This window comes from Variovorax sp. DXTD-1 (genome assembly GCF_003984625.1).
In the GTDB taxonomy this organism is placed as follows: Bacteria; Pseudomonadota; Gammaproteobacteria; order Burkholderiales; family Burkholderiaceae_C; genus Variovorax.
On the sequence record NZ_RWKH01000034.1, the window covers coordinates 17,477 to 41,247 of the forward strand.

Sequence of the window (23,771 nt, forward strand, 5' to 3'; positions counted from 1 at the left end):
AGTCGATGGATCGGCTGGCGGACCATACACACCATTGCAGACACCGGCGCATACAACAAGCAGCACTCATGGCAAACATTCTCGTGGTCGATGACGAGCTGGGCATTAGGGACCTGCTCTTCGAAATTCTCAATGACGAAGGCCACAACGTGGAGCTCGCGGAAAACGCCGCCGAAGCACGCGCTGCCCGGCAGCGCGCACGGCCCGATCTCGTGCTGCTCGACATCTGGATGCCCGATACCGACGGTGTCACGTTGCTCAAGGAATGGTCCACCGCCGGCCTGCTGAGCATGCCCGTCATCATGATGAGCGGCCACGCCACCATCGACACCGCCGTGGACGCCACCCGCATCGGCGCCTTCGCGTTCCTCGAAAAACCCATCACGCTGCAGAAGCTGCTCAAGGCCGTGGAGCAGGGCCTCGCGCGCGAAAGCGCCAGGCGCGCGGCCGCGGGCGTCGTGCCGCCGGCCTCGGGCGTCAACCCGGCGGCTGCCATCACCACCACCGGCGACAGCCTGCTGCTCGCCTCGCTGGCTTCAGTGCCCGTGCCCGACGCCGGCCCGCAGTCGACCCAGAGCTTCGACCTGGACCGCCCGCTTCGCGATGCACGCGACGGTTTCGAGAAGGCCTACTTCGAATTCCATCTCGCCATGGAGAACGGCTCCATGACCCGCGTTGCAGAGAAGACCGGACTGGAACGCACCCATCTTTATCGCAAGCTCAAACAACTTGGCGTCGATCTTTCGAGAGGCCGCAGAAGCGCTGTATAATTTAAGGCTGCACACCAAGGCCCGGTAGCTCAGTTGGTAGAGCAGCGGATTGAAAATCCGCGTGTCGGTGGTTCGATTCCGCCCCAGGCCACCAGTATTCGTAAGGCGCTACAACTATCAAAGTTGTAGCGCCTTTTTCGTTTTATCCCCCCACGGGGTTCGCGCCTGTTGCTGAGGTCCCGCAGCGCCATTGCTGAGGTCGATCTACGCGCCGCCAGCCCAGACTCAGTGCTGCCGGCTCGAATAGATAGGCCGACTTTTAATGTGCGTGATCCAGGTGAGCACACGCCGGTACCCGATCACGATACCCGTCAAGCTGACCAGCAGCCCTCCCAGGCTGAAGACGATCAGCACGGCCTCCCGCAGGGCTGACGCGCGCAGCATCGCCGGCAGGTCCCAGCTGTGCAGGAAACTGAAAAGCCATCGGCCCACGCGCTGCGATCTGTCCGCGCTCAGCACTACGTCCCCGGTTCGCACGTCCAGGTACGCCCAGGTGTCGTGAGGATCGCCGAAGCGAAGCTTCACCACCGGCAGACCGCGCTCCGCGGCACCCATCATCGCTTCGGGCTGTCTCTCGTAGTAGTACGCGTCGTAGCGCTCGAGGTCCTCCTGCGTCAGGATGGGCGCGGCAAGCAGCCGCGTCGCCGCATGCACGAGGTCCGCCCGGGGCCATCGGTCGAGCACGCGATACCGATCCTTCTCCTGCACGACCAAACGAGTGTCGTTGGCGGCATTGCGCGCAAGAATGAACGGGCGGCCGTCGAGGACCCGCCATTCCAATTCGCTTGCAGCAAAGCGCGAGGCTTCCAGGAGCCTGAGGGCCTGTGCGACCGGAATATCCAGCCGCGCCGTCCCGGGAACATTTCCGCGGTACTGCGCCATGTCGGGACGGAGCCCCCTGGCATCGAAGATGCCTGCCGGGTTCATCGACATCAGGCCGCTGAAGATCCATGTGAAGACAATCGACGCGAAGGCCAGCCCCAGCACATGGTGCCAATGCAGATGGAACTCGCGGTAGGGAGAACGCGAGCCGGACTTGTAGCGGCCACTGAAGCGCCAGCGCCAGATGCCGGCCACGGTGCCCGTGACCGAGGTCAGAACGCACGCGGCGGACAGCACGATCACGATCCAGCTCCAGCCCGGGTCGATGGACCGGTCGCGGAACATGTAGGCCCAGTGCAGCCATGCGCCGACGTAGTTCCACATCCGCTGCGCGCGCGGTGCGTCCATCACGACCTGGCCGGTGGCGGAAGAAACGTACAGCAGCGTGTGCGCCGTGTCGTCCATCTCGACGACATGCAGCGGGCGGTGTGCATCGAGGCCGCGCGAGTGCGTCCATCGGTCCTCACTGACGAGGCCCACGTATTCACCTTGGCCGCCGCCGACGAAGAGCCGCGCTGCGTTCAGCGCCGAACCGGCATTGGCCGGTGGCACCGGCTTTCCTTCGGCCGCGTCCACCAGCAGGTACTTGCCCTCGGCCGTGCGGACGCGGTAAGCCGGCCTTCCACTCACGCGGGTCAGGACGACCTCGTGCGCGCGTCCGCTTGCGGCGGCCGCGGACAGCGCCACGCCGACCGGCACGCAGCACCGCGCGGGATCGAGCGCGGGCAGTGCCCGCATCCGCTCCCACGGCGTGAGCTTCGGATAACCCACGAACAGCATCACCACACCGCTCACAAACCAAAGTGCCATCAGCACGCATGCCCCTACGCCCGTCCAGCGGTGGACGAGATAGGTCAGGCGCTTCATGCGCTTGCCCAGCGACATCTTGAAGCTCCCGTGCTCAGAACCGGTGATGGGCGGTCAGCTCGACCCGGCGCCCCTCTCCGACGAACCACTGCGTGTTGGTGTAGTACGCCGTCGTGTAGTAGCGCTTGTTGAAGAGATTGAAGCCGCGCAGCGTCACTGTGGTGTCGGGCGTGACCTGCCACCGGAGCGCCAGGTCCGTCGTGGTGTAGGCAGGCAACGTCAAGGTGTTGGCGTTGTCCGCATACCGCTTGCCCACGTAGCGCAGGCCGGAGCTCAGCGTCCATTTCGGCAGGAAGTTCCAGCTCACCCACACATTCGCAAGCCGCTCGGGCACATCGGTCGGCACATTCCCCGCGCGCGAAACGGCAATGCCCCCCGCGGTTTCCGAGAAGTCGTCGTACCGCGCGCGCAGCACGGCCGCGTTGGCATCCAGCTGCCAGCCGGCAGCGAAGGCCATGGCGACGTTGGCTTCGAGGCCCCGCGACGAGCGCTGGCCGACCTGGATGCGCTGTGCCGGATTGTTCGGGTCCCGCGTGACGAGGTTGTTCTTGGTGATGTGGTAGGCCGCCAAGCTCCATTCACCGCGCTGGTCCCAGAACGTCTGCTTCACGCCGACTTCGGCCTGCCTGCCAGCGGAGAGATCGAACTTGCTGTTCGCCGGCGACAGCATGAGCAGCCCGCTCACCGGGTCCGCGGCCTTGGCGTACTGCGCGTACAGCGCAAGGTTCGGGACCATCTCGAACACGGTCCCGATGCGCCACCCGGTGTGGGAGAAAGACCTGTCGAACGCCGCCGTGCCGGCCACCAGATCGCGGCGCGAGATGCGCGCGTGGTCGTGGCGCAGGCCCGCGACGAGGGACCATCGATCGCTCAGTTCGAGCCGGTTCTCCGCGAACACCGCCGATTGCCTCGCTTCGTTGCGGTAGCGGGGAATGAAGGGCACCCCGCTGACGAAGTAGCCAGGAATCGGGTTCAGTGGGTCGACGGACGGCGACGAGCCGACGTAGGTGTTGTTCGTGTGCGTGAATGAGCTCGAGTTGATGTCGAACCCCACGGAAGCCTGGTTGTTCAGGCCGAACAGAGTGCCCTTGAAAGTCGCATCGGTCGTGTTCCCCGTTTGCGACTGGTCGTGCCGGATCTGCGTGTTGCCGGACCGGTCGATCAGGCCTGTTCGCGGGTTGTAGGCATACGACTCCGCGTTGCGCCAGTAGCGCTGGCTGTCGATGCGGTACAGGCGGCTTCGCACCGTGGTATCCGCGCTTGGCGTCCATTGCGCCGCCAGCTCGGTCCAGTGGTCCCGGTACTGGATGGTGCTGTCGCCGACGTTGTAGTTCTTCTCGCGCAGTGCCGGGAGCTGCTGCCCGTTGACCAGCGGTGTTCCGAAGTAGCGCATCGGGTTCTGCCTGCCCTGGGCATGGCTGAGCCGCAGGCTGAACTCGGGAGAGACCTTCAGTTGAACCGCGCCCGAGAAGGTCCGGTTGCGCGAATCGCCCCTGTCCACCCAGCTGTCGGAACGGTCGCCGCTGACATCCAACCGGTACGACAGCCTGTCGTTGATGGCCCCGCCGCTGCCGAAGCCGAGTCTTTGCGTGTTGTCGGTTCCGATGGTGGCTTGCACCTCGTTCTCGATGGGACCACGGTGGGGCTTCTTGGGGATCACGTTGACCACGCCGCCGATGGCGCCGTCGCCGTAGATGACCGATGCCGGCCCACGAAGAACCTCGATGCGATCGATCGACCAGGTGTCGAACGGAAAGGTCACGCCGACGCCGCCGTACTGGCGCGTGCCGTCGTACAGCCGCATCACGGAGGTCGAATCGGTGAATCCGCGTGCGGCCAGGGAGGAGCCTCCGTTGCCGGGATGGGCCAGGCTGCTGATGCCGGTCGACCGCGTGATGGCGTCGGCCACGTTCGCATCGCCGCGCTGCTCGAGTTGCTCGCGCGTGATGGTGCCCACGCTCGCCGGTGTCTGGAATGGCGTAATGCCCAGGTTCGAACCTGTTGCGACGGGCGCGCCAAGGCCGCTATCGTGGGTGGCAGTGACCGACACGACGGGAAGCGCGGGTTGTTGTTCGTCCGCGGCATGGGCCGGCGTGGCCAGCCAGGGAAACGCCGCGCCCAGCGCGAGCGGAAAAATGGTCTTCTTCATGGATGCTCTCTGCGGCGCCCATCGGGGTGCCGGCTTGTCTGCGGAAACGAAAGAGGCTGCGCGCGCCGCAAGGGTCTGAAGACCGGTGCAGGCGTCACGCGCGTCGGAAGCTCGATCGGGTCAGCAGAGAGCGGGAGGGCCGCGCGCGGGCAACGGCGCGGCGGTGGCTGCGGCGAGACGCGCGGCCGGAATCGACTGGACCGCGTGGCCCAGCGGCAAGATGCCAGGGAGATCGGCCGCGTGCGCCACGGGCGGCGGTGCGCCGGTCAGCACGCACATCGGGCAGTCGAGGTGACTGGCGCCGAGCTCGCGTGCGCCGTCATCGGTCTGCACAACGACCTTGATGGCGCCCGCAGCCGAACACACCAGTTCCATCTCTTGTGGATGGACCATGGGCGATGCCACTGCCACGCCCAGCGACAACACGAACCAGGCCAGCACGAAGCGGACGAGATTGCGGACATGACGCAGGGCAGGCATGCGCTGGATTATGAGTCAGGTGAAAGACTGGTCGGAACGGGTTGAGGGAATTCCGCGCGGGCAAGTGGGATGCCCGCATTTCCTCAATACCGGAATGTCTGTGGCACTTCACTCCCGGCTGCCAGGCGCTCTCGGTAGAAACAACCGAAATACGCAGCCCATCCCTTCGGCGCTATAGAGCGAGACCCGCCCACCGTGGCGAGCAGCCACGGTCTTGACGAACGCAAGGCCGAGCCCGGCGCCGTGACTCCGGCCGCCGCCATGGTCACCGCGTTCAAACGGCTCGAAGACCGCGGCTTGCCGATCTGCCTCGATGCCGGGCCCCTGGTCTTGGATGCGGACTGCCCAGCAATCCCCGTGCAGCTCGATGGCGCACCCGATCGTCGAACCGGGCGGAGAGTGTTTGATGGCGTTGTCCAGAAGGTTGTCGATTGCGCGCGAGACCAGGTCGCGGTCGATGCGGCAGAAAGCTCTGGTTGCGCTGCTTGGGTCGAGCACCACCTGAATCTGATTGCTTGCATGCGCTTCCCAAGCGTCATCGATGCATTCGTTCAGAAGAGCCGGAAGGTTGCGCAGTTCAATCCGGTAGGGCTGCGATCGTGCACGCGCCAGTTGAATGAATCCCTCCGATAACGCCAGCGCCTTGTGCGCATGCCGGGCGATCCGTTCCCGCAGCTGCGCTGCGGTCATGGCCGCGGGGTCGTGCCGATTGAGTTCAAGCAGGGTGACGATGGCTGTCTGCGGCGCGCGAATGTCGTGGCTCAGAAAGTGGATTGCATCGTCATGCTGGCGCTGGGCCCGCCGCAGTTCGCTCACGTCGACAAGGCTGAAGATCCACCCGGCATGTTGTCCATCAATGCTGAGCGACGGCGCATGTTTCACCAGCAGATCGCGGTCTGCCTGATCCCGTGCCTGCACCGCGCCGGCAAGGGGGTGGCGCGCCAACGAGGCTGGCGTGGCCACAGGCTGGTTGTCGTCGACAGACCGCACCTGCTGCATGAGCTCAACGATCGACAGGTTCTGCAACGCTTCGGCCGAGTCCGCGTTGAAATAACGTGCCGCGGCCGCATTGGCCAAGCGTATGTCACCGTGCTTGCCGCATACGAGCGTCGCATCTGGCAGGTTGTCGAGGCTGTCGCTCACCAGTTGATGGACGTTGCGCAGGTGCTGTGCGGCAACCGCAAGTCCCTTGATGCGCCGGTCGAGGAAGTCGCCGGACGAATGCATTTGCATCGCAGGCACTTGCGCGATGCTCGCGCTTGCGCGCAAGTGTGCGGACGCCTCAATCAGGTACCTTGTCGCTGCGTTCAGTCGGCCCCAGCTCCACAAGGTGTATGCCGTGCCCAGGCCCAGCATTCCCGCGGCGGGAGCGAACTGCAAACGGAACGCAACGGTGCCGATTCCAGAGACCACCAGCAATGCCAAGGCCAGCGCGCCGGTCATCAGCAACGCGGAAACCGGTTCGAGAACAGCCATGCCGACAAAGGCAAGCAATACCATCGATGCGTTAACGCCCGTGTTCAACCAAGGTGGAGCGTTCGTCACTTCACGACGGTCCAGCAGGCTGTCCAGGATGTTGGCGTTGACTTCAACGCCCGGCATCAAGCCGGCGTCGTCGGTCGCAGGCGTTTCATAGAGGCCACCCAGCGACGCGGCGGTGGTGCCCACTAGAACATACTTGCCGCGAAACGTGCCCGGCGGAACCGTCCCCGCGAGCACATCGATGTACGAGATGCGCCGGAAGTGCCCGGCCGGTCCGGCGAACGGCACCATCAGTTTGTGCGAGCGCTCCCAATCGAGCCACTTGCCGGAGGGCGGCGTGTGAAGGTGGTCCTCTCCTTCCGGACTGCCAGGCAAATCCTTGGAGAAGCGTGACGGGTCGCCCACCCGAAGCACTGCGAGACTGAAATGGTCCATCTCGAAACCTCGCAAGCCTTCGCGCAGATAGATCTTGCGCAAGAGGCCGTCATCGTCCACAGGCAAGCGGTCCAGCCCCACGCGGTTTGCACTCGCCACAAGCGGGCACACAGGTTGCAGGGTCAGTGGACTGCCACCTTCGTACATCTGGATCGGCAATACGACCTTCCCGCTCTGCTCCAGCGCCGCCGCCAGTGCCCTGCTGTCTTCAACAGAATGGGGGTCCGACTCCGAGATCGGAATGTCGAAGCCGATCGCAAGCGGCGCGTCTTTCGTGAGGCGCTCGATCAACGCGGCGTGAGTCGACCGGCGCCAGGGCCAGCTTCCCAGCGCCGCAATACTCCGTTCATCGACAGCCACCACGATCACGCTGCTTTTGCGCACATCGCGGCCTTGCAATGCGACGAGCGCGTCCTGCCAGACGCGGTTCGGCTGTCGCACGACTCCCAGTGCATCCAGTCCCAATACCAGCATGAGCGCAAAACCCGCGAGGCCCGCCCATCGGATCCAGCGCCTGTACCGGTGTCGGGCGTGAGTGTTCGGGTTGGAATGCCCAGGCCGACGCGCGTGCATATCCATGCCTGCATACGGCCAGAGGTACTCGGGTATCGGCGCTTTCAACAGCCTTCAGCTCCCGCAGCCATCGGCAACCCATGGTCGACCCTCCGAGAGGCGCTAGAACGGTGCGTGAAATGCACCTCAAAGGGGAGTGGGTGGTTCAAATTCGGCCATCAGTCTTGTATGCAAGACTGGAAGATTCAGGGGTGTACGGCAGTCGTGCAAGCTGCGTGCCACTTGGGATGTGCTGCTGTTGGGTCAGCTCGGCTGTGTCGCTCAGACACGAGCTGCAAGGGCTTGGAGGGGGTGAGAGTCCCAGTGGAATCGTGCTATGGAGAAATCAGGCCGCGCAAGCCATCTTTCCAATGTCTGCTCTAGGGGCCCGGACGGCCTCCAGGCGATAGCCCTGGCCATAGACCGCCGTCAGTCGAAAGCCGTTCTCCGGCCGCAATCCCAATACCGTTCTAACCCGAGAAATATGTGTATCCAGTGAACGTGACATCAACTCAGTGCCGGCTGGATTGTTGGTTTTCCATATGGTTTCCAGCATGTGCCCGCGCGAGAGCAGTCGACCGAGGTTTCGGAACAGAAAGAGTGCCAAGTCGAATTCCCTTTGCGTCAGCTGTACGGGATTGCCGTCGATCTCGAGCTGCGTCAGGGCGGGAATGAACCGGTAGCGGCCCCAGATTTCCTCTTCGGTCCGAACCTGTGCATAGGAGCGGCGCAGCAGCGCTCGCACACGCGCGGTCAGCTCACCGACGCCCACGGGCTTGCTCATGAAGTCGTCCGCGCCAAGCATCAAGCCTTCGACGATGTCGCGCTCGTCTCGCCGGTTGGTCACGAAAAGGATCGGGATGTGCTCCGTCACATTGGCCCTTACCCATCGCACGATATCCAGCCCTGATATGCCGGGGAGTTCCCAATCGAGCACCAGCAAATCGAAGGACTCGCGGCGCAGTTCATTCACCAATGCAGCACCGTCCGTGAAGAGGTGGCACTGATGGTTCATCGCCTTCAGGATGCTCTTAATCAGGTCAAGCTGGTCAGTATCGTCGTCAAGAGCTGCGATTCGCATGATTTCGGTTGCTTCGATCGGGTTGCGGATGCAGGAAGCGCGCACGCAGCCGGGCGCTTGCTGATGCAATTTTAGGTAGCAACCAATTTCAAGCCGCGGACCAAAACTCAAAAACTGTCAAATCCGGGCGCGTCGGAAACGCGCGTGTCCGCGGCGCTGGATGCTGCGCTTCTCGGAAGTGCGAAAACTTCCGGAGATCCGCTTGGGATGCTCAGCAATTGTCAAAAGTCTGGACGGGCATTCGTCTGTTCTCTAGCCTCGCACCGAGTTCATTGGATGACCTGCCGGTCAGTTCTCGGGCAGTCATGAAAAAGATCAGTCGCGCGAGCCGGAAGCCGCCCAAACCAACGCGGCCGAGCCAGGGCTTAGCGCCGCGGAAGATAAGGCGCAACGGACGAGTTTGCCCAACCCGCCGCCGCTTTGACACGGGTTGCAGCATCACATGATTTTCAGAGACGACAGTGGTGGATTCGCGTTTTCCTGCGACGACGCGAAGATGTCCGTCTGCACCAGCACGTGGAACAAGCGCCTTGCGCAAATTGCACGCGTCACCGGTCCCGTCCTGATCATGACCGGGTCTCTTCCGGACCCGGAATACATTTCTCAAACCTTGGGTAAGCGCCCGCGAGACATCTTCATCATTGCCAATGTGGACGCGCAAAAGGAAGCGCGGATGCTCAAGCGCCGCTTCCCCGGGATACGCATCGCGCTGCACAGCAACAACAACGCCAAACTTGTGCTCGTGGCGCCGGACACGGTCTGGGTTTCCAGCGCCGACTTTGGCAAGACAACGCGGATAGAGTCCGCTGTCGGCCTGCACTCGAGGGTCGTGTTCAATAAAACACGGGAGTCGTTCTTCAACCGGATATGGGCGAAGGCGACCGAAATCGTTTGAATCGTTCCATGGATTCGTGTGTTCGGAATGGCGTGCTCGAAGCGCGCAGTAGCAGGCGACGCGCGGTTCCACATCGGCGTAGCAAACCGCATCTCCCTCGGCATCTGTCCGGAGACATCCGTGATCCGGCCGGCGCTCGCGGGCCGTTGCGGGTTTATCCCTAGATCCCACCCCTCAAGTTTCCGCGACCGCCTGCCGATATCCCTGGATACCTGGCCTCCGCACCGGCGGCCGTCACGGAAAAGCACATGCGCAATTGGAAGATCGGTGCCCAGCTGGGCATGGCATTCGGGATCGTGTTGCTGTTGATGGCGACGGCGCTTGCCATTGGCATTGCATGTCTGCACGACATTGCGGCCGGCGGCGGCATCGCCCCGGAGCTCGCACGTCGTATCGAGTCGACTCGGAGCTTCATGCTGGGCTTCGGATTCGCCGCGGTGGTGGCCGGCGTCGGCGGCAGCATCTGGCTCTCGCGCAGCATCATGCAACCGTTGGGTGAAGCGATCTTCATCGCCGAGACGGTGGCCTCGGGCGACCTCAGCAAGGAATTCGAGACCGAGCGCGGCGGGGATTTCGGGCGGTTGTTGCGTGGCATGGGCGAGATGGAAGACACGCTGACCGACGTGGTAACGCGCATCAAGGCATCGACCGACTCGATCGTGGTCGCATCGGGGCAGATCACCGCGGGCAATCACGACCTGTCTTCGCGCACCGAGCAGCAGGCCAGCTCGCTCGAAGAGACGGCGGCTTCGATGGAAGAGCTCACCTCCACCGTCAAGCAGAACGCCGACAACGCAAAACAGGCAAATCAGCTGGCGCTCTCGGCCTCGGAGGTTGCGGTGAAGGGGGGAGGCGTGGTCAACCAGGTGGTCAACACCATGGCCTCGATCAATGCCTCGTCCAAGAAGATCGTCGACATCATCGGTGTGATCGACGGCATCGCGTTCCAGACCAACATCCTCGCGCTCAATGCTGCAGTGGAAGCCGCGCGTGCCGGCGAGCAGGGCAGGGGCTTTGCGGTGGTCGCTTCCGAGGTGCGCAACCTTGCGCAGCGTTCGTCTGCGGCGGCCAAGGAGATCAAGGGCCTCATCGAAGACTCGGTGGGCAAGGTCGACGTGGGCAGCGCGCTGGTGAGTGAAGCCGGCAAGACCATGGAAGAGATCGTGGGCAGCGTGAAGCGCGTGACGGACATCGTCGGCGAAATCACGGCGGCGAGCCACGAGCAGGCCCAAGGCATCGAGCAGGTCAACCAGGCCATCGCGCAGATGGATCAGGTGACGCAGCAGAACGCCGCGCTGATCGAGGAGGCCGCGGCGGCGGCGCAATCGCTGCAGGAGCAGGCGGGCAGCCTGTCGCAGGTGGTGGCCACCTTCAAGCTCGACGAGGAGGATGACGAACCTGCGGCGGCACCACCTGTGCAGGTGCGGCCTCTTGCCCGGCCGGTGCGCGTGATTCAGCTGGCCCGGCGCACAGCTGAGTGACGCCACGCGTCACTCTTTCTTTCAAGATGCAACGCTGCACTGCGCCTACGCGAATGTGGGCATCACCCTACAGAAGAACAGCCGCAAAAAATTAAGGTGACCGATAGCAGGGTCGGCGGACGACGTCGAGCCCTCGCGCAAAGGAAACCGAATGACTGTCGAGATGTTCCGAATGCCAGCGGCTGCCGGCGCGCATGGAACACGCCCTTCGCAAATCTCTTCTGCGGGGGCGTAGCCTTGGACTCCGCATCCAGACCCGTGGAGCAGCGTGCGCTCCGCGTTCCGCTGCGTTCTTCTTCCGCCTCCATCACGCTGGAGGCGGACCTGAGCTTGCCCGCCGCATGCAGCGGCATCGTGCTGTTTGCGCACGGCAGCGGCAGCAGCCGCTTCAGCCCGCGCAACCGCCAGGTTGCCGAAAGCCTCAATGCGGCAAAGCTGGCCACGCTGCTCGTCGACCTGCTGACGCCCGACGAGGAAGCCGAGGACGAACGCACGCGCGAGCTGCGCTTCGACATTGCCATGCTGGCCGATCGGCTGGTCGGGCTGACCGATTGGCTGCGCAGCCATGAGCAAACCGCCCGCTTGCGAATCGGCTACTTCGGCGCGAGCACCGGTGCCGGTGCCGCGCTGGTGGCCGCAGCGCAGCGGCCCGATGCGGTGGATGCAGTGGTGTCTCGCGGCGGCCGCCCGGACCTGGCCGGCGCGTCATTGGAGCGCGTGCGCGCACCCACGCTGCTGATCGTCGGCGGCAACGACGGGCCGGTGATCGACATGAACTGGCAGGCCGCTGCGGCGCTGCGCTGCGAGAAGCGGCTGTCCATCGTGCCGGGTGCGACACACCTGTTCGAAGAGCCCGACGCGCTCGGCGCCGTTTCCACATTGGCTCGCGACTGGTTCAAGAGCCATCTCAACCAACCCAGGAACCACGCAAAGGAGTAACGCGAAATGAGCGGCAAGTCACCAGGGCATCAGAAGTGGCCCGATCACAAGGTACGCGAAGAACCGGTTGAACAATCGATGGAGGTCGAAGTCGAAGGAGCCATCGTCGCCAGCTCGAAGAACGTCATCAAGGTTGTCGAAGACAAGTCGCCGGTGCGCTACTACTTTCCGCGCGCCGACGTCCGCCTGGAGAAGCTGAAGCGCTCGCAGACCACCACCGAATGTCCCTTCAAGGGCCATGCGAGCTACTACAGCCTGAACCTGGGCGAGCGGCAACTCGACGATGCCGTGTGGGCGTACGAGGATCCGTACGACGAACACCAGGCGCTGAAAGAGCGCGTGGCGTTCTACGACGACAAGTATCCGGAGATCCATGTCCGCCCGAAGAGCTGAGCCGATGGGACAACGCTCCCGCTGTAGTTCAACGGACAGAATGCGGCCTTCCGAAGGCCGAGATCCAGGTTCGATTCCTGGCGGCGGGGCCACGTGTGTGCGGCAAGATTTGCCGCACAACTCGCAGCGGCCCGCCCCGCGCACCAGCGCACGGCCGCGGCAATCATCGAGTCGCCCCAGACAAGCGCCCCGACGGGCACCACGCTTGCCGCACACCTGCCAACGATATCGAGAAGGAGCCCCCTATGCCATCAGCCGGCACGTCCGTGAAAGCACCGCATCCAGGAACACAAGGCGCTGCCGGCACCCGGTTGCATGGCAAGGTCGCGCTGGTCACCGGCGCGGCGCAGGGCATCGGGAAGGGAATCGCCTTGCGGCTTGCGCAGGAAGGCGCGGACATCGTCCTGCATGTGCGGCACGACGATGAACGTGCGCGCGAAGCCGCTGGAGAAATCGGCGCCTTGGGCCGTGCCTGCGAGGTCGTTCCCGCCGACCTCGCCGGCACCGCCGCTGTAGAGCAGTTGATGCAGCGCGCGCTCGCGCGTTTTGCGGCGATCGACGTCCTCGTCAACAACGCAGGCATCGAGCGGCATGCGGGCTTCCTTGCAGTGAGCGAAGAAGACTACGACGCCGTGCTCGATGTGAACCTGAAAGGTCCGTTCTTCCTGACGCAGGCCTTTGCCCAGGCGCTTGCTTCAACAGGCCGGCCCGGCAGGATCATCAACATCAGCTCGGTGCACGAGGAGCTGCCCTTCCCCAATTTCGCGGCCTACTGCGCAAGCAAGGGCGGCTTGAAGATGCTGATGCGAAACATCGCGGTCGAGCTCGCGCCGCTCGGCATCACGGTCAACAATGTTGCGCCGGGCGCAATTCGCACGCCCATCAACGCCGATCTGCTGGGCGAGTCTGAAAAGCTGCAGCGGCTCATAGGCCAGATTCCCCTCGGCCGCATGGGCGAGCCGGGCGATGTGGCGGGCGCCGTCGCCTTCCTGGCGTCGGACGATGCCAGCTACATCACCGGCAGCAGCCTGGTCGTGGACGGCGGGTTGCTGTGGAACTACCAGGAGCAGTGACGGGAGCAGTGTGCCCGTGGGCCGCACTAGCGGCGGTTGTTCAGCACCACCAGCTTCGAAAGGCCGAACAGGTTGACCGGCTCGACGCTCAGCACCTGCCAGTCATGGGAAAGTATCTGCTCGTCATATCTGAAGTCGGAGCGAAACCCCACGTGCTCGGCCGCCGAGTGAACGGCGCGCTCCAGAAGCCACCACAGCTTGCTGCCGCTGAAGTGGTTGAGCACCACGATGGTTCCACCTGGCTTGCACACGCGGCGGATCTCGCGCACGAGTTCGGCCGGCCGCGGCGTCACGGACAGCACATAAGGCACGGTCACGCAATCGAAAGCGCCATCGGGAAAGCGCATGCGCTCGGCATTCATGTGCTCGATGCTGATGTCGTGGTGCGGCAGGTGGGCCGCGCGCTCCCGCGCGCGGTCGAGCATGTCATGCGAGAGATCGATGCCCACGATCTTGCATTGGGGCGGATAGCCCGCCAGCGCCAAGCCGGTCCCCACGCCGACTTCGAGCAGCGATGCCGGCTGCAGCATGCGAACGACCTCCGCCATGCGCTTGCGCCCGGGCTCCAGCACCTGGCCGAACAACGTGTCGTACAGCGGCGCGAGCCGGTCGTAGGTACGTGCGACGCCGGCCTCCGACACCGGTGCTTGCGGTTGCGAGCGATCGTCGTCGCGCGTTGCGCCATGGTCACCGGATCGTGCTCTGCTTTCCGTCATCTTTTTCAGTTCCTGGGTGGGCGGAGTTCCGCCTGGTTACGCTTCCGGCGTACACGGCAAGCGGGGTGCCCGGCGCGGGGCAGAGTTTGCGGGCATGCGGGTTGCCTCGAAGCGCCCTGGCACGGCAAGAGAGGCCGATTGCACGCCGAGGATTTTTCGATGACCCAGAATATCAACAACCCTGCGCCGTCTCCCTTATCTCCCCGCTCCCGCAAGGGCCACAAGAGCCATGCGGAGCACGAGGGCGACGAGGCGCCGCCAGGCACGGCCCAGACCGCCGAGGGCATCTGTCCGCGCTGCGGCGGCTCGGGGCAAGCCGGCAATGGGCCTTGTCCGGACTGCGATGGCACCGGCACGGTGACCGTGAACGTCGGCGACGCCTGAAGCCCTGGCGCGAGTCGCTCGCCTGCAGAAGCTGCGCGAGCACTAGCCGCCCGGAGCCTCCCGGCACTGGGCGACGGACGCCAGCAGATCGGCCGGATGCAGCATGGCCGCGCGCGCCTTTCGCGCGGTGTCGTATTGATGCAGCGCAGCCCGCAGCCGCGGCTCTGTTGTGAGCGCATTCCATACCTGTTCGAGAGAAGCGGGCGATGGCAGCTCGCCTGCAAGGAGCTGGTGCGCGAAGGCGAGGCTCGCGGGCTCCCCAAGCAGCACGGCCTTGCTTGCCGCGCTCAACAACGGTGGATACGCTTCGGGCGGCTGCCGAGCAGCAATAGATCACGTGCGGCGGCAATGAGTCGCCGTCGGGCTGCAGCCGTTGCAGCGATGCGCCATGGATGCGCGCGACCCCATCGACAGATGCAAAGGCGTAGGTCGTCTCGGAGCGTGCCTCCGCCAGGCGCCGCAAGCCGCGCAGCAAGCGCGAGAAATCGGCTGTGGCAGCAGCAGGGGAGGCCTTGATCTCTGCAAGAAGAACGAGTTCGTCGCCGTCGCCCGTGCTGCTGCGCACCATCGCGGCGTCCCATTCTTCCTTGGCCTTGCTTGCCTCGCCCGGAAAAGCGGGAGGGTTCCGAAGGCTCTGCACGACGCGATAGTTCGCAACACCTTTTTCACGCTGATTCAGCGCATCCGCAATCTTGCGGAGCGCCTGCACGCCGGTTTCCTCGGCATCCTCGCCCCGGCGGGCCGACGTGCGCCCCTTGGCGAGGGCGGCATGGCTGCCGGCCATCGGCCCCTGGCGTTCGCAAAGCGCCTGGTAGCGCCGCACGGCATCCATGTGCAGCAAGCGGCTGCCGCGCACCAGCCGCTCCAGAGCAGGGTTGGAAAGAATGGCTCGCAGCGCGGGATGCAAGTTTTGCTGTGCAGAGAGATTTCGGGCTAGCAGACTCTCGATGGCGCGCGCGAGCTCTTCCCATGAGTCCCCCGCCGCCAAGCCGTGCAACCGCGCCAGTGCGTCGCGCACTTCATCGGCCGGCATCTTCCGCAACTTGCCCGGATGCGCGATGGCATTCGTCGCTGCCCTGATGGCACGCTGGTCGGCCTCTCGCTGCCTGGACAGCTCCGCGTGTTCACGAACCGCCGGGTCCTGCACCTGCATCACCAGTGCCTGGAAAGCCGGGTCCCCGCCTTCGGCCGCCAGCGCCTTGCGGATCAGCTGCGCCAGCGCCTCGGTAAAAAGCGACCGGACGGAAACCGGCGGCGGCACCTCAAGCTCCTCCTGCCCGATGCGAACGGCCTCGATCGCAAAGGCCAGGGCCGCATCCGTGCTGCTTGCCGCGGCCACGCCCGCATCCGCCGGCAAGGGCGGCATGCGGTACCTGCGCGGCGCGGCGTGCAGGGCGGCCAGAAGAAGGGTGTCGGAGTGCTGCAATTCGGTTTCAGGCTTTTGCCGCGAGTTCGGGTGGAGCATCGCATGCCTGCAGAAGCCACGCCGCGGGCATGCGGTTTGCCGATGATTCCGGCATGACGAAGAACACCGAACAGTGGCACCGCAAGCTCGACGAACGGGCGGCCGAGCTCGAGTCCGAATTGAGGACCGCCAAGGCCGATGAAGCCGAGGCGCCCACCCGAACCCCGCACGTGCAAGTGCCGGACACGGTCGATGCAGCCGAAGAGCGGCTCCGCGGCGCGCTGCGAAGCGCCGAAATGGATCGCGACGTTGCCGAGCTCCGCGACATCGAAGCCGCCAGGGAGCGGCTGCGCAACGGTGAATTTGGTACCTGCGTGGACTGCGGCGCGCAGATTCCGGCCGAAAGGCTCAATGCCATGCCGGCCTCGGCCCGCTGCGTCGAATGCCAGGAGCGCTACGAGCGCACGCACCCCATCGAAATCCGCCTGCCGCCGGCGCTTTGAACCCAAGGCCGGGGCCAGTCAAAAGTACAAGCGGCGTCCCGCAAGGGACGCCGCTCGGCACTTCAAGAAGAAGCGTGCAACGGGCTCAATAGTCCATGCCGCCCGCCGGCATGGCCGGAGCCTTCTCGGCGGGCTTGGGCAGTTCCGCCACGGTCGCGTCCGTCGTGAGGATCAGGCCCGCGATCGACGCCGCGTTCTGCAGCGCGGTGCGGGTGACCTTGGTCGGGTCGACCACGCCGATCTGCACCAGGTCGCCGTATTCACCGGTCGATGCGTCGTAGCCGTAGTTGCCCTTGCCCTCGAGCACCTTGGAGACGACCACAGAGGGCTCCACGCCCGCATTGGCCACGATGGCGCGCAGCGGTGCCTCGAGCGCGCGCAGCGCAATGCGAATGCCCGCGTCCTGGTCGGCGTTGGCGCCCTTCAGCTCGGTGATGGCCGCACGCGCGCGCAGCAGCGCCACGCCGCCGCCGGGCACGATGCCTTCCTCGACGGCCGCACGCGTGGCGTGCAGCGCATCGTCGACGCGGTCCTTCTTCTCCTTCATTTCCACTTCGGTTGCGGCGCCGACGCGGATCACCGCCACGCCGCCCGCGAGCTTGGCCACGCGCTCCTGCAGCTTCTCGCGGTCGTAGTCGCTGGTGGCCTGCTCGATCTGCGCCTGGATCGACTTCACCCGCGCATCGATGAGCGCCTGGTCGCCCGCGCCGTCGATGATGATGGTGTTCTCCTTCTGCACTTCGACGCGCTTGGCGCGGCCCAGGTCTTCGAGCGTTGCCTTGTCGAGCTGCTTGCCGGTTTCTTCGGAGATCACCGTCGCGCCCGTGAGCACCGCAATGTCCTCGAGCATTGCCTTGCGGCGGTCGCCGAAGCCCGGCGCCTTGACGGCCGCCACCTTCAGCACGCCGCGCATGGAGTTGACCACCAGCGTGGCAAGCGCTTCGCCCTCGACCTCTTCGGCCACGATCAGGAGCGGCTTGCCGGCCTTTGCGGCGGCTTCGAGCACCGGCAGCAGTTCGCGGATGTTCGAGATTTTCTTGTCATGCAGCAGCACCAGCGGATCGTCGAGATGCGCCACCTGCTTCTCGGGGTCGTTGATGAAATAGGGGCTCAGGTAGCCGCGGTCGAACTGCATGCCCTCGACCACGTCGAGCTCGTTCTCGAGCGACTTGCCGTCTTCCACGGTGATCACGCCTTCCTTGCCGACCTTCTCCATCGCGTCGGCAATGATCTTGCCGATGGCTTCGTCGGAGTTGGCAGACAACGCCGCCACCTGCGCGATTTCCTTGCCCGTGGAGATGGGCTTGGAAAGCTTGCGCAGCTCTTCGAGCACCGCGGCCGTGGCCTTGTCGATGCCGCGCTTCAGGTCCATCGGGTTCATGCCCGAGGCCACGTGCTTCATGCCTTCCTGCACGATGGCTTGCGCGAGCACGGTGGCGGTGGTGGTGCCGTCGCCCGCGACGTCGGCCGTCTTGGAAGCCACCTGCTTCACGATCTGTGCGCCCATGTTCTCGAACTTGTCGGCAAGCTCGATCTCCTTGGCCACCGACACGCCGTCCTTGGTGATGGTGGGGGCGCCGAAGCTGCGCTCGAGCAGCACGTTGCGGCCCTTGGGACCGAGCGTGACCTTCACCGCATCGGCAAGGATGTTGACGCCCGCGACGATGCGCTGGCGGGCGTTGTCATGGAACCTGACGTCCTTGGCTGTCATTTTTTCATCACTCCTTTCACAACGGGTTTCTGGACATCATCAGGCGACGCGCTTCAGGCCGCCGCGTTCGCCGGTGTCGACAACCGCGAGCACATCGTCCTCGCGCATCACCAGCAGTTCCTCGTCTTCGACCTTGACCGTCTGCCCCGCGTACTTGGCAAAGAGCACCTGGTCGCCCGCCTTCAGGTGCAAGGGGCGCAGGGTGCCGTCCGCAAGCAGCTTCCCTTGGCCCACCGAGAGCACCTCGCCCTGTTCGGGCTTCTCCGCGGCGGAGTCGGGAATCACGATGCCGGAAGCCGTCTTGCGCTGCTGTTCGATCCGCTTGACGATCACCCGGTCGTACAGAGGATGAAGTTTCATGTTCAATCTCCTAAGCGATACAGGTCATCAAAAAAGTTGAACCGGCACCGAGAAATGCCGGCGCGCGAGAGCTATGGGCTGGCGGCCAGCGCTTCAAGAGGCCGCGCCGCAAATTTTTTTGTGACGATTTTTTTCAGCCGCCGCCAAGCAGGATGCGGTCCGCACGGCCCAGCCGGTAGACAGTGCGGCGCGCCGCATCGTCGCCATGCAGCGGCTGGGGCATCACGGGGCAGGGCAGCGGGCGCCCGCCGCTCTCGTCGAGCGTGTCGTCGCCATCGTCTTGCACTTCGGCCCAGATGCCGCGCTTGCGCGGGCGGAACAGCCAGCGCAGGTAGCCCCGGTGCGCGGCAAGCCGCATCAGCTCTTCGCGGTCGGGCGCATCGGCCATGACGTGGCCGTTGTCGCTGTCGTCGTCTTCGTAGTAGCCAAAGGCGCGTCGGCCGTCGCTCACTTCGGTTGCGGGCGCGCCCAGCCGCCACCATGCCGGCCGCTCCAGCCGCTCGACGTCCCAGGCGCCGAGCTGCCACGCCGCCTCGAGCAGCGATTGCTCGAGCGCGTCGAATGCATCGAGCACGCCCGGTGGCATGTCGAACTGCGCCATCCATTGCGGCACCGGCCGTGCGGGCAGTTCGAGGCCCGGCAGATGCAGGGGCGTCTGCCGGAAGAAGCCGTGCCAGTGCAGGGACAGCAACGCAGGCGCTTCTTCACGGGCCACGGCGGTCACGGTCACCGCATACAGCGGCAGCCGCATCGCGTCGGACTGGTCAGCAACGGTTTCGAGAATGTTCATCAAGAGACCTCCAATGCAACGCAAAAAAATCTAGAACAAGCCGGCGCCGGCTGCAAGCGGCGAACGCCGCAGGGGCGCTTTTGAATGCTCTTGAAATTAAAAACAGCCGCATCAAAATTACAGCCCGGATGCCTCGCGCCTCCGTTTCTTCGCCCTCATTCCTTGTTCATTCATTTCCTCCCGAGGAGACTGTCTTGACGATGAAGATCGCGCAGATCGCACCCCTCTACGAAGGCGTTCCGCCGCGGCTTTACGGCGGCACCGAACGGGTCGTCGCCCACCTGGCCAACGCGCTTGTCGACCAGGGCCACGAGGTCACGCTTTTCGCTTCGGCGGACACCCAGACCCGGGCCCAGCTGGCCCCCATGCGCGCGCAGGCCCTGCGCCTGGACCCTGCGCCGCTGAAGTCCGACCTGGCCAGCCACCTGAGCATGCTTCACGAAGTGCGGCGACGAGCGCACCAGTTCGACGTGCTGCATTTCCATGTCGACCTGATGCACTTTCCGTTCTTCGAGGACATGGCGGGCCGCACGCTCACCACGCTTCATGGCCGGCTCGACATTGCCGATCTGCCCGGCGCCTACATGCGCTGGAGCCGCTATCCGCTGGTCTCCATCTCGCGCCACCAACGCAAGCCGCTGCCTTTTGCCAACTGGTTCGCAACCATTCCCCACGGGCTGGACGAAACGCCCTATGCCTTCCAGCCCAAGCCTGACGGATACCTGGCGTTCCTGGGGCGCATCGCGCCCGAGAAGCGGCCCGACCGCGCCATCGAGATCGCGAAGAAAGCGGGGCTCCCGCTCAAGATCGCGGCCAAGGTCGATGCGGCCGATGCGAGCTACTTTGCGCAAAAGATCAAGCCGATGCTCGACCATCCGCTGGTCGAATTCATCGGCGAGATCGGCGATGCCGATAAGGCGAAATTTCTCGGCGGTGCGCGTGCGCTGCTCTTCCCCATCGATTGGCCGGAGCCCTTTGGCCTGGTCATGATCGAGGCCATGGCTTGCGGCACGCCGGTGATCGGGTGGCGCTGCGGCTCGGTGCCCGAGGTGATCGAGCACGGTGTGAGTGGTCTCATTGTCGAAGACGAGTCGCAAGCGCTGGAGGCGGTGCGCGCCATCGGCAAGCTCGACCGGCACCGCGTGCGCGAGGCGTTCGAAAGCAGGTTCTCCGCGCATGCGATGGCAAGTGCCTACGTGGAGCAATACAAGCGGCTGATCGGCGGTGGAGTGCTTCCGCCGCAAGACCATGTCTATCACGAGGCGGCCTGAGCGATGAGCGTTGAAGTGCCTGCTGTCGATCAGGCCGAGCCGGCCACCGAACGCGCGGTGCAGCACGCGTTCGTGCTCAAGGAAGGCGACACCTATTTTGTGATGGACGGCCACGGCGACGTGGGCGGCGGTGTGGACGGGCTCTTTCACGACGACACGCGCATGCTGTCGACATTCGTGCTGCGGCTCGACGGCGCGCGCCCGTCGCTGTTGTCCAGCGGGGTCAGCCAGGACAACGTTTTCTTCACCGCCAATCTCACCAACCGTCCGCTGCCGGTGCTCGGCTCGACATCGATGCCGCAGGGCGTGATCCATCTGGAGCGCAAGCGCTTTCTGTGGGGCGCGCGGCTGTTCGAGCGCATCCGGCTCGTCAACTACAGCGACCAGCCCGCGCAGGCGCCGCTCACGCTGCAGTTCGGCGCCGACTTTCGCGACATGTTCGAAGTGCGCGGCCAGCAACGCGCACGGCGCGGCGACATCGGCGCACCCGAGGTCACCCCTCAAGGCGTGGTGCTGCGCTACCAGGGGCTCGACACGGTCACGCGCCTGGCCTGCATCGACTTTTCGCAGGTGCCGCAGCGCCTCGATGCGGGCACCGCCGCATTCACCGTGCCGCTTGCAGCGCACGGCGAGTGGACGCTCCACATCGAAGTGGGCACGGAGCCCGGCACGCCCAACGCGGCGCGGTTCCGCGAAGCCGGCGTGCTTGCGCGATGGCGCATGCGCGCACGCCAGCGCCGCGGTTCGCGCCTGCAGGCTTCGGGCCGCTTGTTCCAGGCCTGGCTCGACCGCTCGCGCGCCGACCTTGCGCTGCTCACGACCGACCTGCCCACAGGGCCGTATCCCTACGCGGGCATTCCATGGTTCTCCACGCCGTTCGGGCGCGACGCCATCGTCACGGCTTTCCAGACGCTGTGGATCGACCCGAGGCTGGCGCAGGGCGTGCTCGAATTTCTTGCGGCACGGCAGGCGCACCAAACCTCGAGCTTTCGCGATGCCGAGCCCGGAAAAATCATGCACGAGACCCGCAAGGGCGAGATGGCCGCGGTCGACGAACTGCCCTTCGGCCAGTACTACGGCGGGGTCGACACCACGCCGCTTTTCGTGGCCCTGGCAGGTGCCTATGCGCGACGCACGGCCGACCGCGCCACCATCGCGCACATCTGGCCCGCGCTATGCGCCGCTTGTGAGTGGATGGAGCGCAACATGGCGCGCCACCCCGATGGCCTGCTGGCCTACCAGCGCGGCGAAGCCAGCGGTCTTGCCAACCAGGGATGGAAGGACAGCCACGACTCGATCTTCCACGCCGACGGCCGCACGCCCGAAGGGCCGATTGCACTGGTCGAGGTGCAAGGCTATGTCTATGCGGCGTTTCTCGCGATGTCGTCCATGGCCGAGTGGCAGGGCGACTCCGGCGCCGCCCGTTGGCGTCAACGAGCGGAAGCCATGCGCGAAGCGGTCGAAAGCCGCTTCTGGCTCGACGACCTGAAGTTCTACGCGCTGGCCATCGACGGCGCCAACCAGCCCTGCCGCGTGCGTGCCTCCAATGCGGGGCATCTGCTCTTCACGGGCCTGCCGGGCGAAGAGCGCGCCTTGTCCGTGGGCCACCAGCTGCTGTCGTCGGCCTTTGCATCCGGCTGGGGCATTCGAACCTTGCCGACGGAGGCGGTGCGCTTCAACCCGATGTCGTATCACAACGGCTCGGTGTGGCCGCACGATGTGGCGCTGTGCGCGGCCGGGCTTGCGCAATACGGCGAGCGCGACGGTGTGGTGCGCATCCTGGACAACCTGTTCGAGACCGCCTCCCACTTCGGCATGCGCTTGCCCGAGCTGTTCTGCGGCTTCGACCGCCAGCCTGGGCAGTCACCCGTGGCCTACCCGGTGGCGTGCCTGCCGCAGGCGTGGGCGGCGGGGTCTGTGTTCATGCTGCTGCAAGCCTGCCTGGGCCTGCAGGTGGACGGCGTCCGGCGCGAGGTGAAGATCGTGCAGCCGCATCTGCCCGCGGACATCGACCAGCTGCACGTGCAAGGGCTGCAGGTGGGGAGTGCGCGGGTCGACCTGCACTTTCAGCGGCTCGAAGAACGGATCGTCGTGGTCGCGCAATCGGCGCCCGGCACGCCCAAGGTCCACGTCAACCTGCAGCTTTAACCCCGCGTTTCGAAGCCGGACGCCTGGCTCATCTCCGAAGGTTTGTAGATCTTGTGCTGCGCGGTGGGGCCGCCGGCGTCTGCCACCACCAGCAGGCGCCAAAGCGGCTCGCGCGCGGAGCACGCGTTTTCTTCGGGCGTGAGGTGGAAGTTCGGCGTTGCCGTGGAGGTGCCCTTCACGGCAACCCTGAGAAGGGTTGCGCCTTTCGCGTTCGACACCTCGATGTCGTAGCCCAGCTTCTGGCCGGCCACGTCCTCGGCGTTGTAGCCGTAGCCCTTGAAGTGGCCCATGACATACGCCATGGCGGCAGCCTGAACCTCTTCTGCCGAAGCCGGCTTTGTCGCCTCGGGCTCTGCTTCGACCGCGGCCGGAACGCCGCCGCGCGCCTTGGCGGCCTGCATGTCGGCTTCATCGGGAACCCAGCCGCGCGGGCCGCGCACCAGCACCGCCAGCAGCTGCTCGGGCTCCCAGCTTGCAACGTGCCATTCGGAGTCGTCGCGCACGCGGGTGGACACCTTCGCGCTCTTGTTGCTTTCGAGTTCGGCAATGGCAACCCGGTTGGTCTGCACGACCGCGCGGAAGCCCTGGCCCGCGTCGAAGGTGCGCTTGAGCAATGCAAGGCGGTCCTTGGCGCGCAGGACCTGGTTGGGCGTTCGCGCGCCGCCGCCCGGTCGGTGCTGCGTGTCGAGCGATTCAAGATAGAACCAGCGCCCGCCCGCACCCACGTGCACGTACTCCGCCCAGATGGTGGCAATGACGTTGTCGCCCGTGGCCATCCAGGCGTACTCGAAGGGCTTGTCGCGCGCGTCGAACACGCCCATCTTGGCGACGATTTCAACCGGACTGAGCCGCGGTCCTGACAGGCGCATCTCATCGATGACGGCGAGTACGCGGGGGTCGACTTCCTTGTCCATTCAGCGGGCTTCTGGCGAGTTTGGGGGGTGGGAGTATGCCGCATCGACGGCCGGTCGGCGGCCATCGACGGCGGCGATGGCTGCGCTAGA

At 65.1% G+C, this 23,771-nt stretch carries 23 protein-coding genes and 2 tRNA genes; 14 read left to right on the forward strand and 11 right to left on the reverse strand.

The window, feature by feature from the left end; genetic code table 11:
• Nucleotides 1-68 precede the first annotated feature (68 nt).
• Both EJI00_RS23795 and EJI00_RS23800 read left to right on the forward strand, forming a co-directional pair.
• Complete coding sequence (locus EJI00_RS23795) at nt 69-770, forward strand: response regulator (protein WP_126749943.1); 702 nt, start codon at nt 69-71, stop codon at nt 768-770.
• Between the two features lie 18 nt (nt 771-788).
• Nucleotides 789-864, forward strand: a tRNA-Phe gene (locus EJI00_RS23800).
• Between the two features lie 131 nt (nt 865-995).
• Here the strand turns inward: EJI00_RS23800 and EJI00_RS23805 are convergent.
• The 5 genes from EJI00_RS23805 to EJI00_RS23825 form a co-directional block, all read right to left on the reverse strand.
• Nucleotides 996-2,537 (reverse strand): PepSY domain-containing protein, encoded by a 1,542-nt coding sequence (locus tag EJI00_RS23805; RefSeq protein ID WP_126749944.1) that lies wholly within the window; start codon nt 2,535-2,537, stop codon nt 996-998.
• Between the two features lie 16 nt (nt 2,538-2,553).
• Entirely contained in the window at nt 2,554-4,668 is a 2,115-nt protein-coding gene (locus EJI00_RS23810; RefSeq protein WP_185868198.1) for a TonB-dependent siderophore receptor, read from the reverse strand.
• A gap of 120 nt (nt 4,669-4,788) precedes the next feature.
• On the reverse strand, nt 4,789-5,148 hold the full coding sequence (locus EJI00_RS23815; protein WP_126749945.1) for a hypothetical protein: 360 nt from the start codon (nt 5,146-5,148) through the stop codon (nt 4,789-4,791).
• A 108-nt stretch (nt 5,149-5,256) separates the two neighbouring features.
• Complete coding sequence (locus tag EJI00_RS23820) at nt 5,257-7,539, reverse strand: CHASE2 domain-containing protein (protein WP_185868199.1); 2,283 nt, start codon at nt 7,537-7,539, stop codon at nt 5,257-5,259.
• Between the two features lie 424 nt (nt 7,540-7,963).
• Complete coding sequence (locus EJI00_RS23825) at nt 7,964-8,698, reverse strand: response regulator transcription factor (RefSeq protein ID WP_126749947.1); 735 nt, start codon at nt 8,696-8,698, stop codon at nt 7,964-7,966.
• Between the two features lie 442 nt (nt 8,699-9,140).
• On the opposite strand from EJI00_RS23825, the gene EJI00_RS23830 reads away from it, so the two are divergent.
• The 6 genes from EJI00_RS23830 (at nt 9,141) to EJI00_RS23855 (ending at nt 13,479) form a co-directional block, all read left to right on the forward strand.
• Nucleotides 9,141-9,593 (forward strand): hypothetical protein, encoded by a 453-nt coding sequence (locus EJI00_RS23830; protein WP_126749948.1) that lies wholly within the window; start codon nt 9,141-9,143, stop codon nt 9,591-9,593.
• Nucleotides 9,594-9,841: 248 nt separating this feature from the next.
• Nucleotides 9,842-11,074 carry a methyl-accepting chemotaxis protein gene (locus EJI00_RS23835; RefSeq protein WP_126749949.1) on the forward strand — a complete coding sequence of 411 codons (1,233 nt, stop codon included), beginning with the start codon at nt 9,842-9,844 and terminating at the stop codon, nt 11,072-11,074.
• A 258-nt stretch (nt 11,075-11,332) separates the two neighbouring features.
• On the forward strand, nt 11,333-12,013 hold the full coding sequence (locus EJI00_RS23840) for a dienelactone hydrolase family protein (protein WP_409514042.1): 681 nt from the start codon (nt 11,333-11,335) through the stop codon (nt 12,011-12,013).
• A gap of 6 nt (nt 12,014-12,019) precedes the next feature.
• The gene (locus EJI00_RS23845) at nt 12,020-12,406 is read left to right on the forward strand and encodes a DUF427 domain-containing protein (protein ID WP_126749951.1); all 387 of its coding nucleotides are present in this window, start codon (nt 12,020-12,022) and stop codon (nt 12,404-12,406) included.
• A 17-nt stretch (nt 12,407-12,423) separates the two neighbouring features.
• Nucleotides 12,424-12,498, forward strand: a tRNA-Arg gene (locus tag EJI00_RS23850).
• 153 nt (nt 12,499-12,651) lie between these two features.
• A complete protein-coding gene (locus tag EJI00_RS23855; protein ID WP_126749952.1) occupies nt 12,652-13,479 on the forward strand; it encodes an SDR family NAD(P)-dependent oxidoreductase in 828 nt (275 codons plus the stop codon).
• A gap of 26 nt (nt 13,480-13,505) precedes the next feature.
• On the opposite strand, the gene EJI00_RS23860 is transcribed toward EJI00_RS23855, so the two are convergent.
• Nucleotides 13,506-14,195: a class I SAM-dependent methyltransferase gene (locus EJI00_RS23860; RefSeq protein WP_126749953.1), complete on the reverse strand. Its 690-nt coding sequence runs from the start codon at nt 14,193-14,195 to the stop codon at nt 13,506-13,508.
• A gap of 159 nt (nt 14,196-14,354) precedes the next feature.
• Here EJI00_RS23860 and EJI00_RS23865 point away from each other — a divergent pair, with 159 nt between their 5' ends.
• Nucleotides 14,355-14,579 carry a hypothetical protein gene (locus tag EJI00_RS23865; protein WP_126749954.1) on the forward strand — a complete coding sequence of 75 codons (225 nt, stop codon included), beginning with the start codon at nt 14,355-14,357 and terminating at the stop codon, nt 14,577-14,579.
• A gap of 42 nt (nt 14,580-14,621) precedes the next feature.
• Here EJI00_RS23865 and EJI00_RS25495 read toward each other — a convergent pair whose 3' ends face one another.
• Nucleotides 14,622-14,870, reverse strand: coding sequence for a hypothetical protein (locus EJI00_RS25495; RefSeq protein ID WP_260590830.1), 249 nt, complete (start codon nt 14,868-14,870; stop codon nt 14,622-14,624).
• Nucleotides 14,871-14,967: 97 nt separating this feature from the next.
• Here EJI00_RS25495 and EJI00_RS25500 point away from each other — a divergent pair, with 97 nt between their 5' ends.
• Genes EJI00_RS25500 through EJI00_RS23875 form a run of 3 tightly spaced genes read left to right on the forward strand, consistent with a single transcriptional unit; the run spans nt 14,968 to nt 16,487 of the window.
• Nucleotides 14,968-15,516, forward strand: coding sequence for a hypothetical protein (locus EJI00_RS25500; RefSeq protein ID WP_260590831.1), 549 nt, complete (start codon nt 14,968-14,970; stop codon nt 15,514-15,516).
• A gap of 54 nt (nt 15,517-15,570) precedes the next feature.
• A complete protein-coding gene (locus EJI00_RS25505) occupies nt 15,571-16,101 on the forward strand; it encodes a hypothetical protein (RefSeq protein ID WP_260590832.1) in 531 nt (176 codons plus the stop codon).
• Nucleotides 16,098-16,487: a TraR/DksA family transcriptional regulator gene (locus EJI00_RS23875; RefSeq protein WP_260590833.1), complete on the forward strand. Its 390-nt coding sequence runs from the start codon at nt 16,098-16,100 to the stop codon at nt 16,485-16,487. The genes EJI00_RS25505 and EJI00_RS23875 overlap by 4 nt, the downstream gene beginning before the upstream one ends.
• An 85-nt stretch (nt 16,488-16,572) precedes the next feature.
• Here the strand turns inward: EJI00_RS23875 and groL are convergent, their stop codons facing one another.
• From groL to EJI00_RS23890, 3 genes are all read right to left on the reverse strand, one after another.
• Complete coding sequence (gene groL, locus EJI00_RS23880) at nt 16,573-18,198, reverse strand: chaperonin GroEL (protein ID WP_126749956.1); 1,626 nt, start codon at nt 18,196-18,198, stop codon at nt 16,573-16,575.
• A gap of 39 nt (nt 18,199-18,237) precedes the next feature.
• Complete coding sequence (gene groES / locus EJI00_RS23885) at nt 18,238-18,558, reverse strand: co-chaperone GroES (RefSeq protein ID WP_126749957.1); 321 nt, start codon at nt 18,556-18,558, stop codon at nt 18,238-18,240.
• A 133-nt stretch (nt 18,559-18,691) separates the two neighbouring features.
• Nucleotides 18,692-19,348 carry a diguanylate cyclase gene (locus EJI00_RS23890; RefSeq protein WP_126749958.1) on the reverse strand — a complete coding sequence of 219 codons (657 nt, stop codon included), beginning with the start codon at nt 19,346-19,348 and terminating at the stop codon, nt 18,692-18,694.
• A gap of 200 nt (nt 19,349-19,548) precedes the next feature.
• Between EJI00_RS23890 and EJI00_RS23895 the strand changes: the two genes are divergently transcribed.
• Together EJI00_RS23895 and EJI00_RS23900 are read left to right on the forward strand one after the other, a co-directional pair.
• Complete coding sequence (locus EJI00_RS23895) at nt 19,549-20,619, forward strand: glycosyltransferase family 4 protein (protein ID WP_126749963.1); 1,071 nt, start codon at nt 19,549-19,551, stop codon at nt 20,617-20,619.
• Between the two features lie 3 nt (nt 20,620-20,622).
• A complete protein-coding gene (locus EJI00_RS23900; RefSeq protein ID WP_126749959.1) occupies nt 20,623-22,767 on the forward strand; it encodes an amylo-alpha-1,6-glucosidase in 2,145 nt (714 codons plus the stop codon).
• Here the strand turns inward: EJI00_RS23900 and EJI00_RS23905 are convergent.
• The gene (locus EJI00_RS23905; RefSeq protein WP_126749960.1) at nt 22,764-23,681 is read right to left on the reverse strand and encodes a protein NO VEIN domain-containing protein; all 918 of its coding nucleotides are present in this window, start codon (nt 23,679-23,681) and stop codon (nt 22,764-22,766) included. The two genes, EJI00_RS23900 and EJI00_RS23905, sit on opposite strands and share 4 nt — an antisense overlap.
• Nucleotides 23,682-23,771: the final 90 nt, after the last annotated feature.

Excerpts from the sequence above, each read along its gene's own strand:
- EJI00_RS23890 (WP_126749958.1), bottom strand. The coding sequence starts at position 19,348 with ATGAACATTCTCGAAACCGTTGCTGACCAGTCCGACGCGATGCGGCTG.
- EJI00_RS23835 (WP_126749949.1), top strand. The coding sequence starts at position 9,842 with ATGCGCAATTGGAAGATCGGTGCCCAGCTGGGCATGGCATTCGGGATC.
- EJI00_RS23895 (WP_126749963.1), top strand. The coding sequence starts at position 19,549 with ATGAAGATCGCGCAGATCGCACCCCTCTACGAAGGCGTTCCGCCGCGG.
- EJI00_RS23875 (WP_260590833.1), top strand. The coding sequence starts at position 16,098 with ATGACGAAGAACACCGAACAGTGGCACCGCAAGCTCGACGAACGGGCG.
- EJI00_RS23820 (WP_185868199.1), bottom strand. The coding sequence starts at position 7,539 with ATGCTGGTATTGGGACTGGATGCACTGGGAGTCGTGCGACAGCCGAAC.
- EJI00_RS23905 (WP_126749960.1), bottom strand. The coding sequence starts at position 23,681 with ATGGACAAGGAAGTCGACCCCCGCGTACTCGCCGTCATCGATGAGATG.
- EJI00_RS25500 (WP_260590831.1), top strand. The coding sequence starts at position 14,968 with ATGGATGCGCGCGACCCCATCGACAGATGCAAAGGCGTAGGTCGTCTC.
- EJI00_RS23805 (WP_126749944.1), bottom strand. The coding sequence starts at position 2,537 with ATGTCGCTGGGCAAGCGCATGAAGCGCCTGACCTATCTCGTCCACCGC.
- EJI00_RS23845 (WP_126749951.1), top strand. The coding sequence starts at position 12,020 with ATGAGCGGCAAGTCACCAGGGCATCAGAAGTGGCCCGATCACAAGGTA.
- groES (WP_126749957.1), bottom strand. The coding sequence starts at position 18,558 with ATGAAACTTCATCCTCTGTACGACCGGGTGATCGTCAAGCGGATCGAA.
- groL (WP_126749956.1), bottom strand. The coding sequence starts at position 18,198 with ATGACAGCCAAGGACGTCAGGTTCCATGACAACGCCCGCCAGCGCATC.
- EJI00_RS23900 (WP_126749959.1), top strand. The coding sequence starts at position 20,623 with ATGAGCGTTGAAGTGCCTGCTGTCGATCAGGCCGAGCCGGCCACCGAA.
- EJI00_RS23815 (WP_126749945.1), bottom strand. The coding sequence starts at position 5,148 with ATGCCTGCCCTGCGTCATGTCCGCAATCTCGTCCGCTTCGTGCTGGCC.
- EJI00_RS23855 (WP_126749952.1), top strand. The coding sequence starts at position 12,652 with ATGCCATCAGCCGGCACGTCCGTGAAAGCACCGCATCCAGGAACACAA.
- EJI00_RS23830 (WP_126749948.1), top strand. The coding sequence starts at position 9,141 with ATGATTTTCAGAGACGACAGTGGTGGATTCGCGTTTTCCTGCGACGAC.
- EJI00_RS23810 (WP_185868198.1), bottom strand. The coding sequence starts at position 4,668 with ATGAAGAAGACCATTTTTCCGCTCGCGCTGGGCGCGGCGTTTCCCTGG.
- EJI00_RS23825 (WP_126749947.1), bottom strand. The coding sequence starts at position 8,698 with ATGCGAATCGCAGCTCTTGACGACGATACTGACCAGCTTGACCTGATT.
- EJI00_RS23865 (WP_126749954.1), top strand. The coding sequence starts at position 14,355 with ATGACCCAGAATATCAACAACCCTGCGCCGTCTCCCTTATCTCCCCGC.
- EJI00_RS23795 (WP_126749943.1), top strand. The coding sequence starts at position 69 with ATGGCAAACATTCTCGTGGTCGATGACGAGCTGGGCATTAGGGACCTG.
- EJI00_RS23860 (WP_126749953.1), bottom strand. The coding sequence starts at position 14,195 with ATGACGGAAAGCAGAGCACGATCCGGTGACCATGGCGCAACGCGCGAC.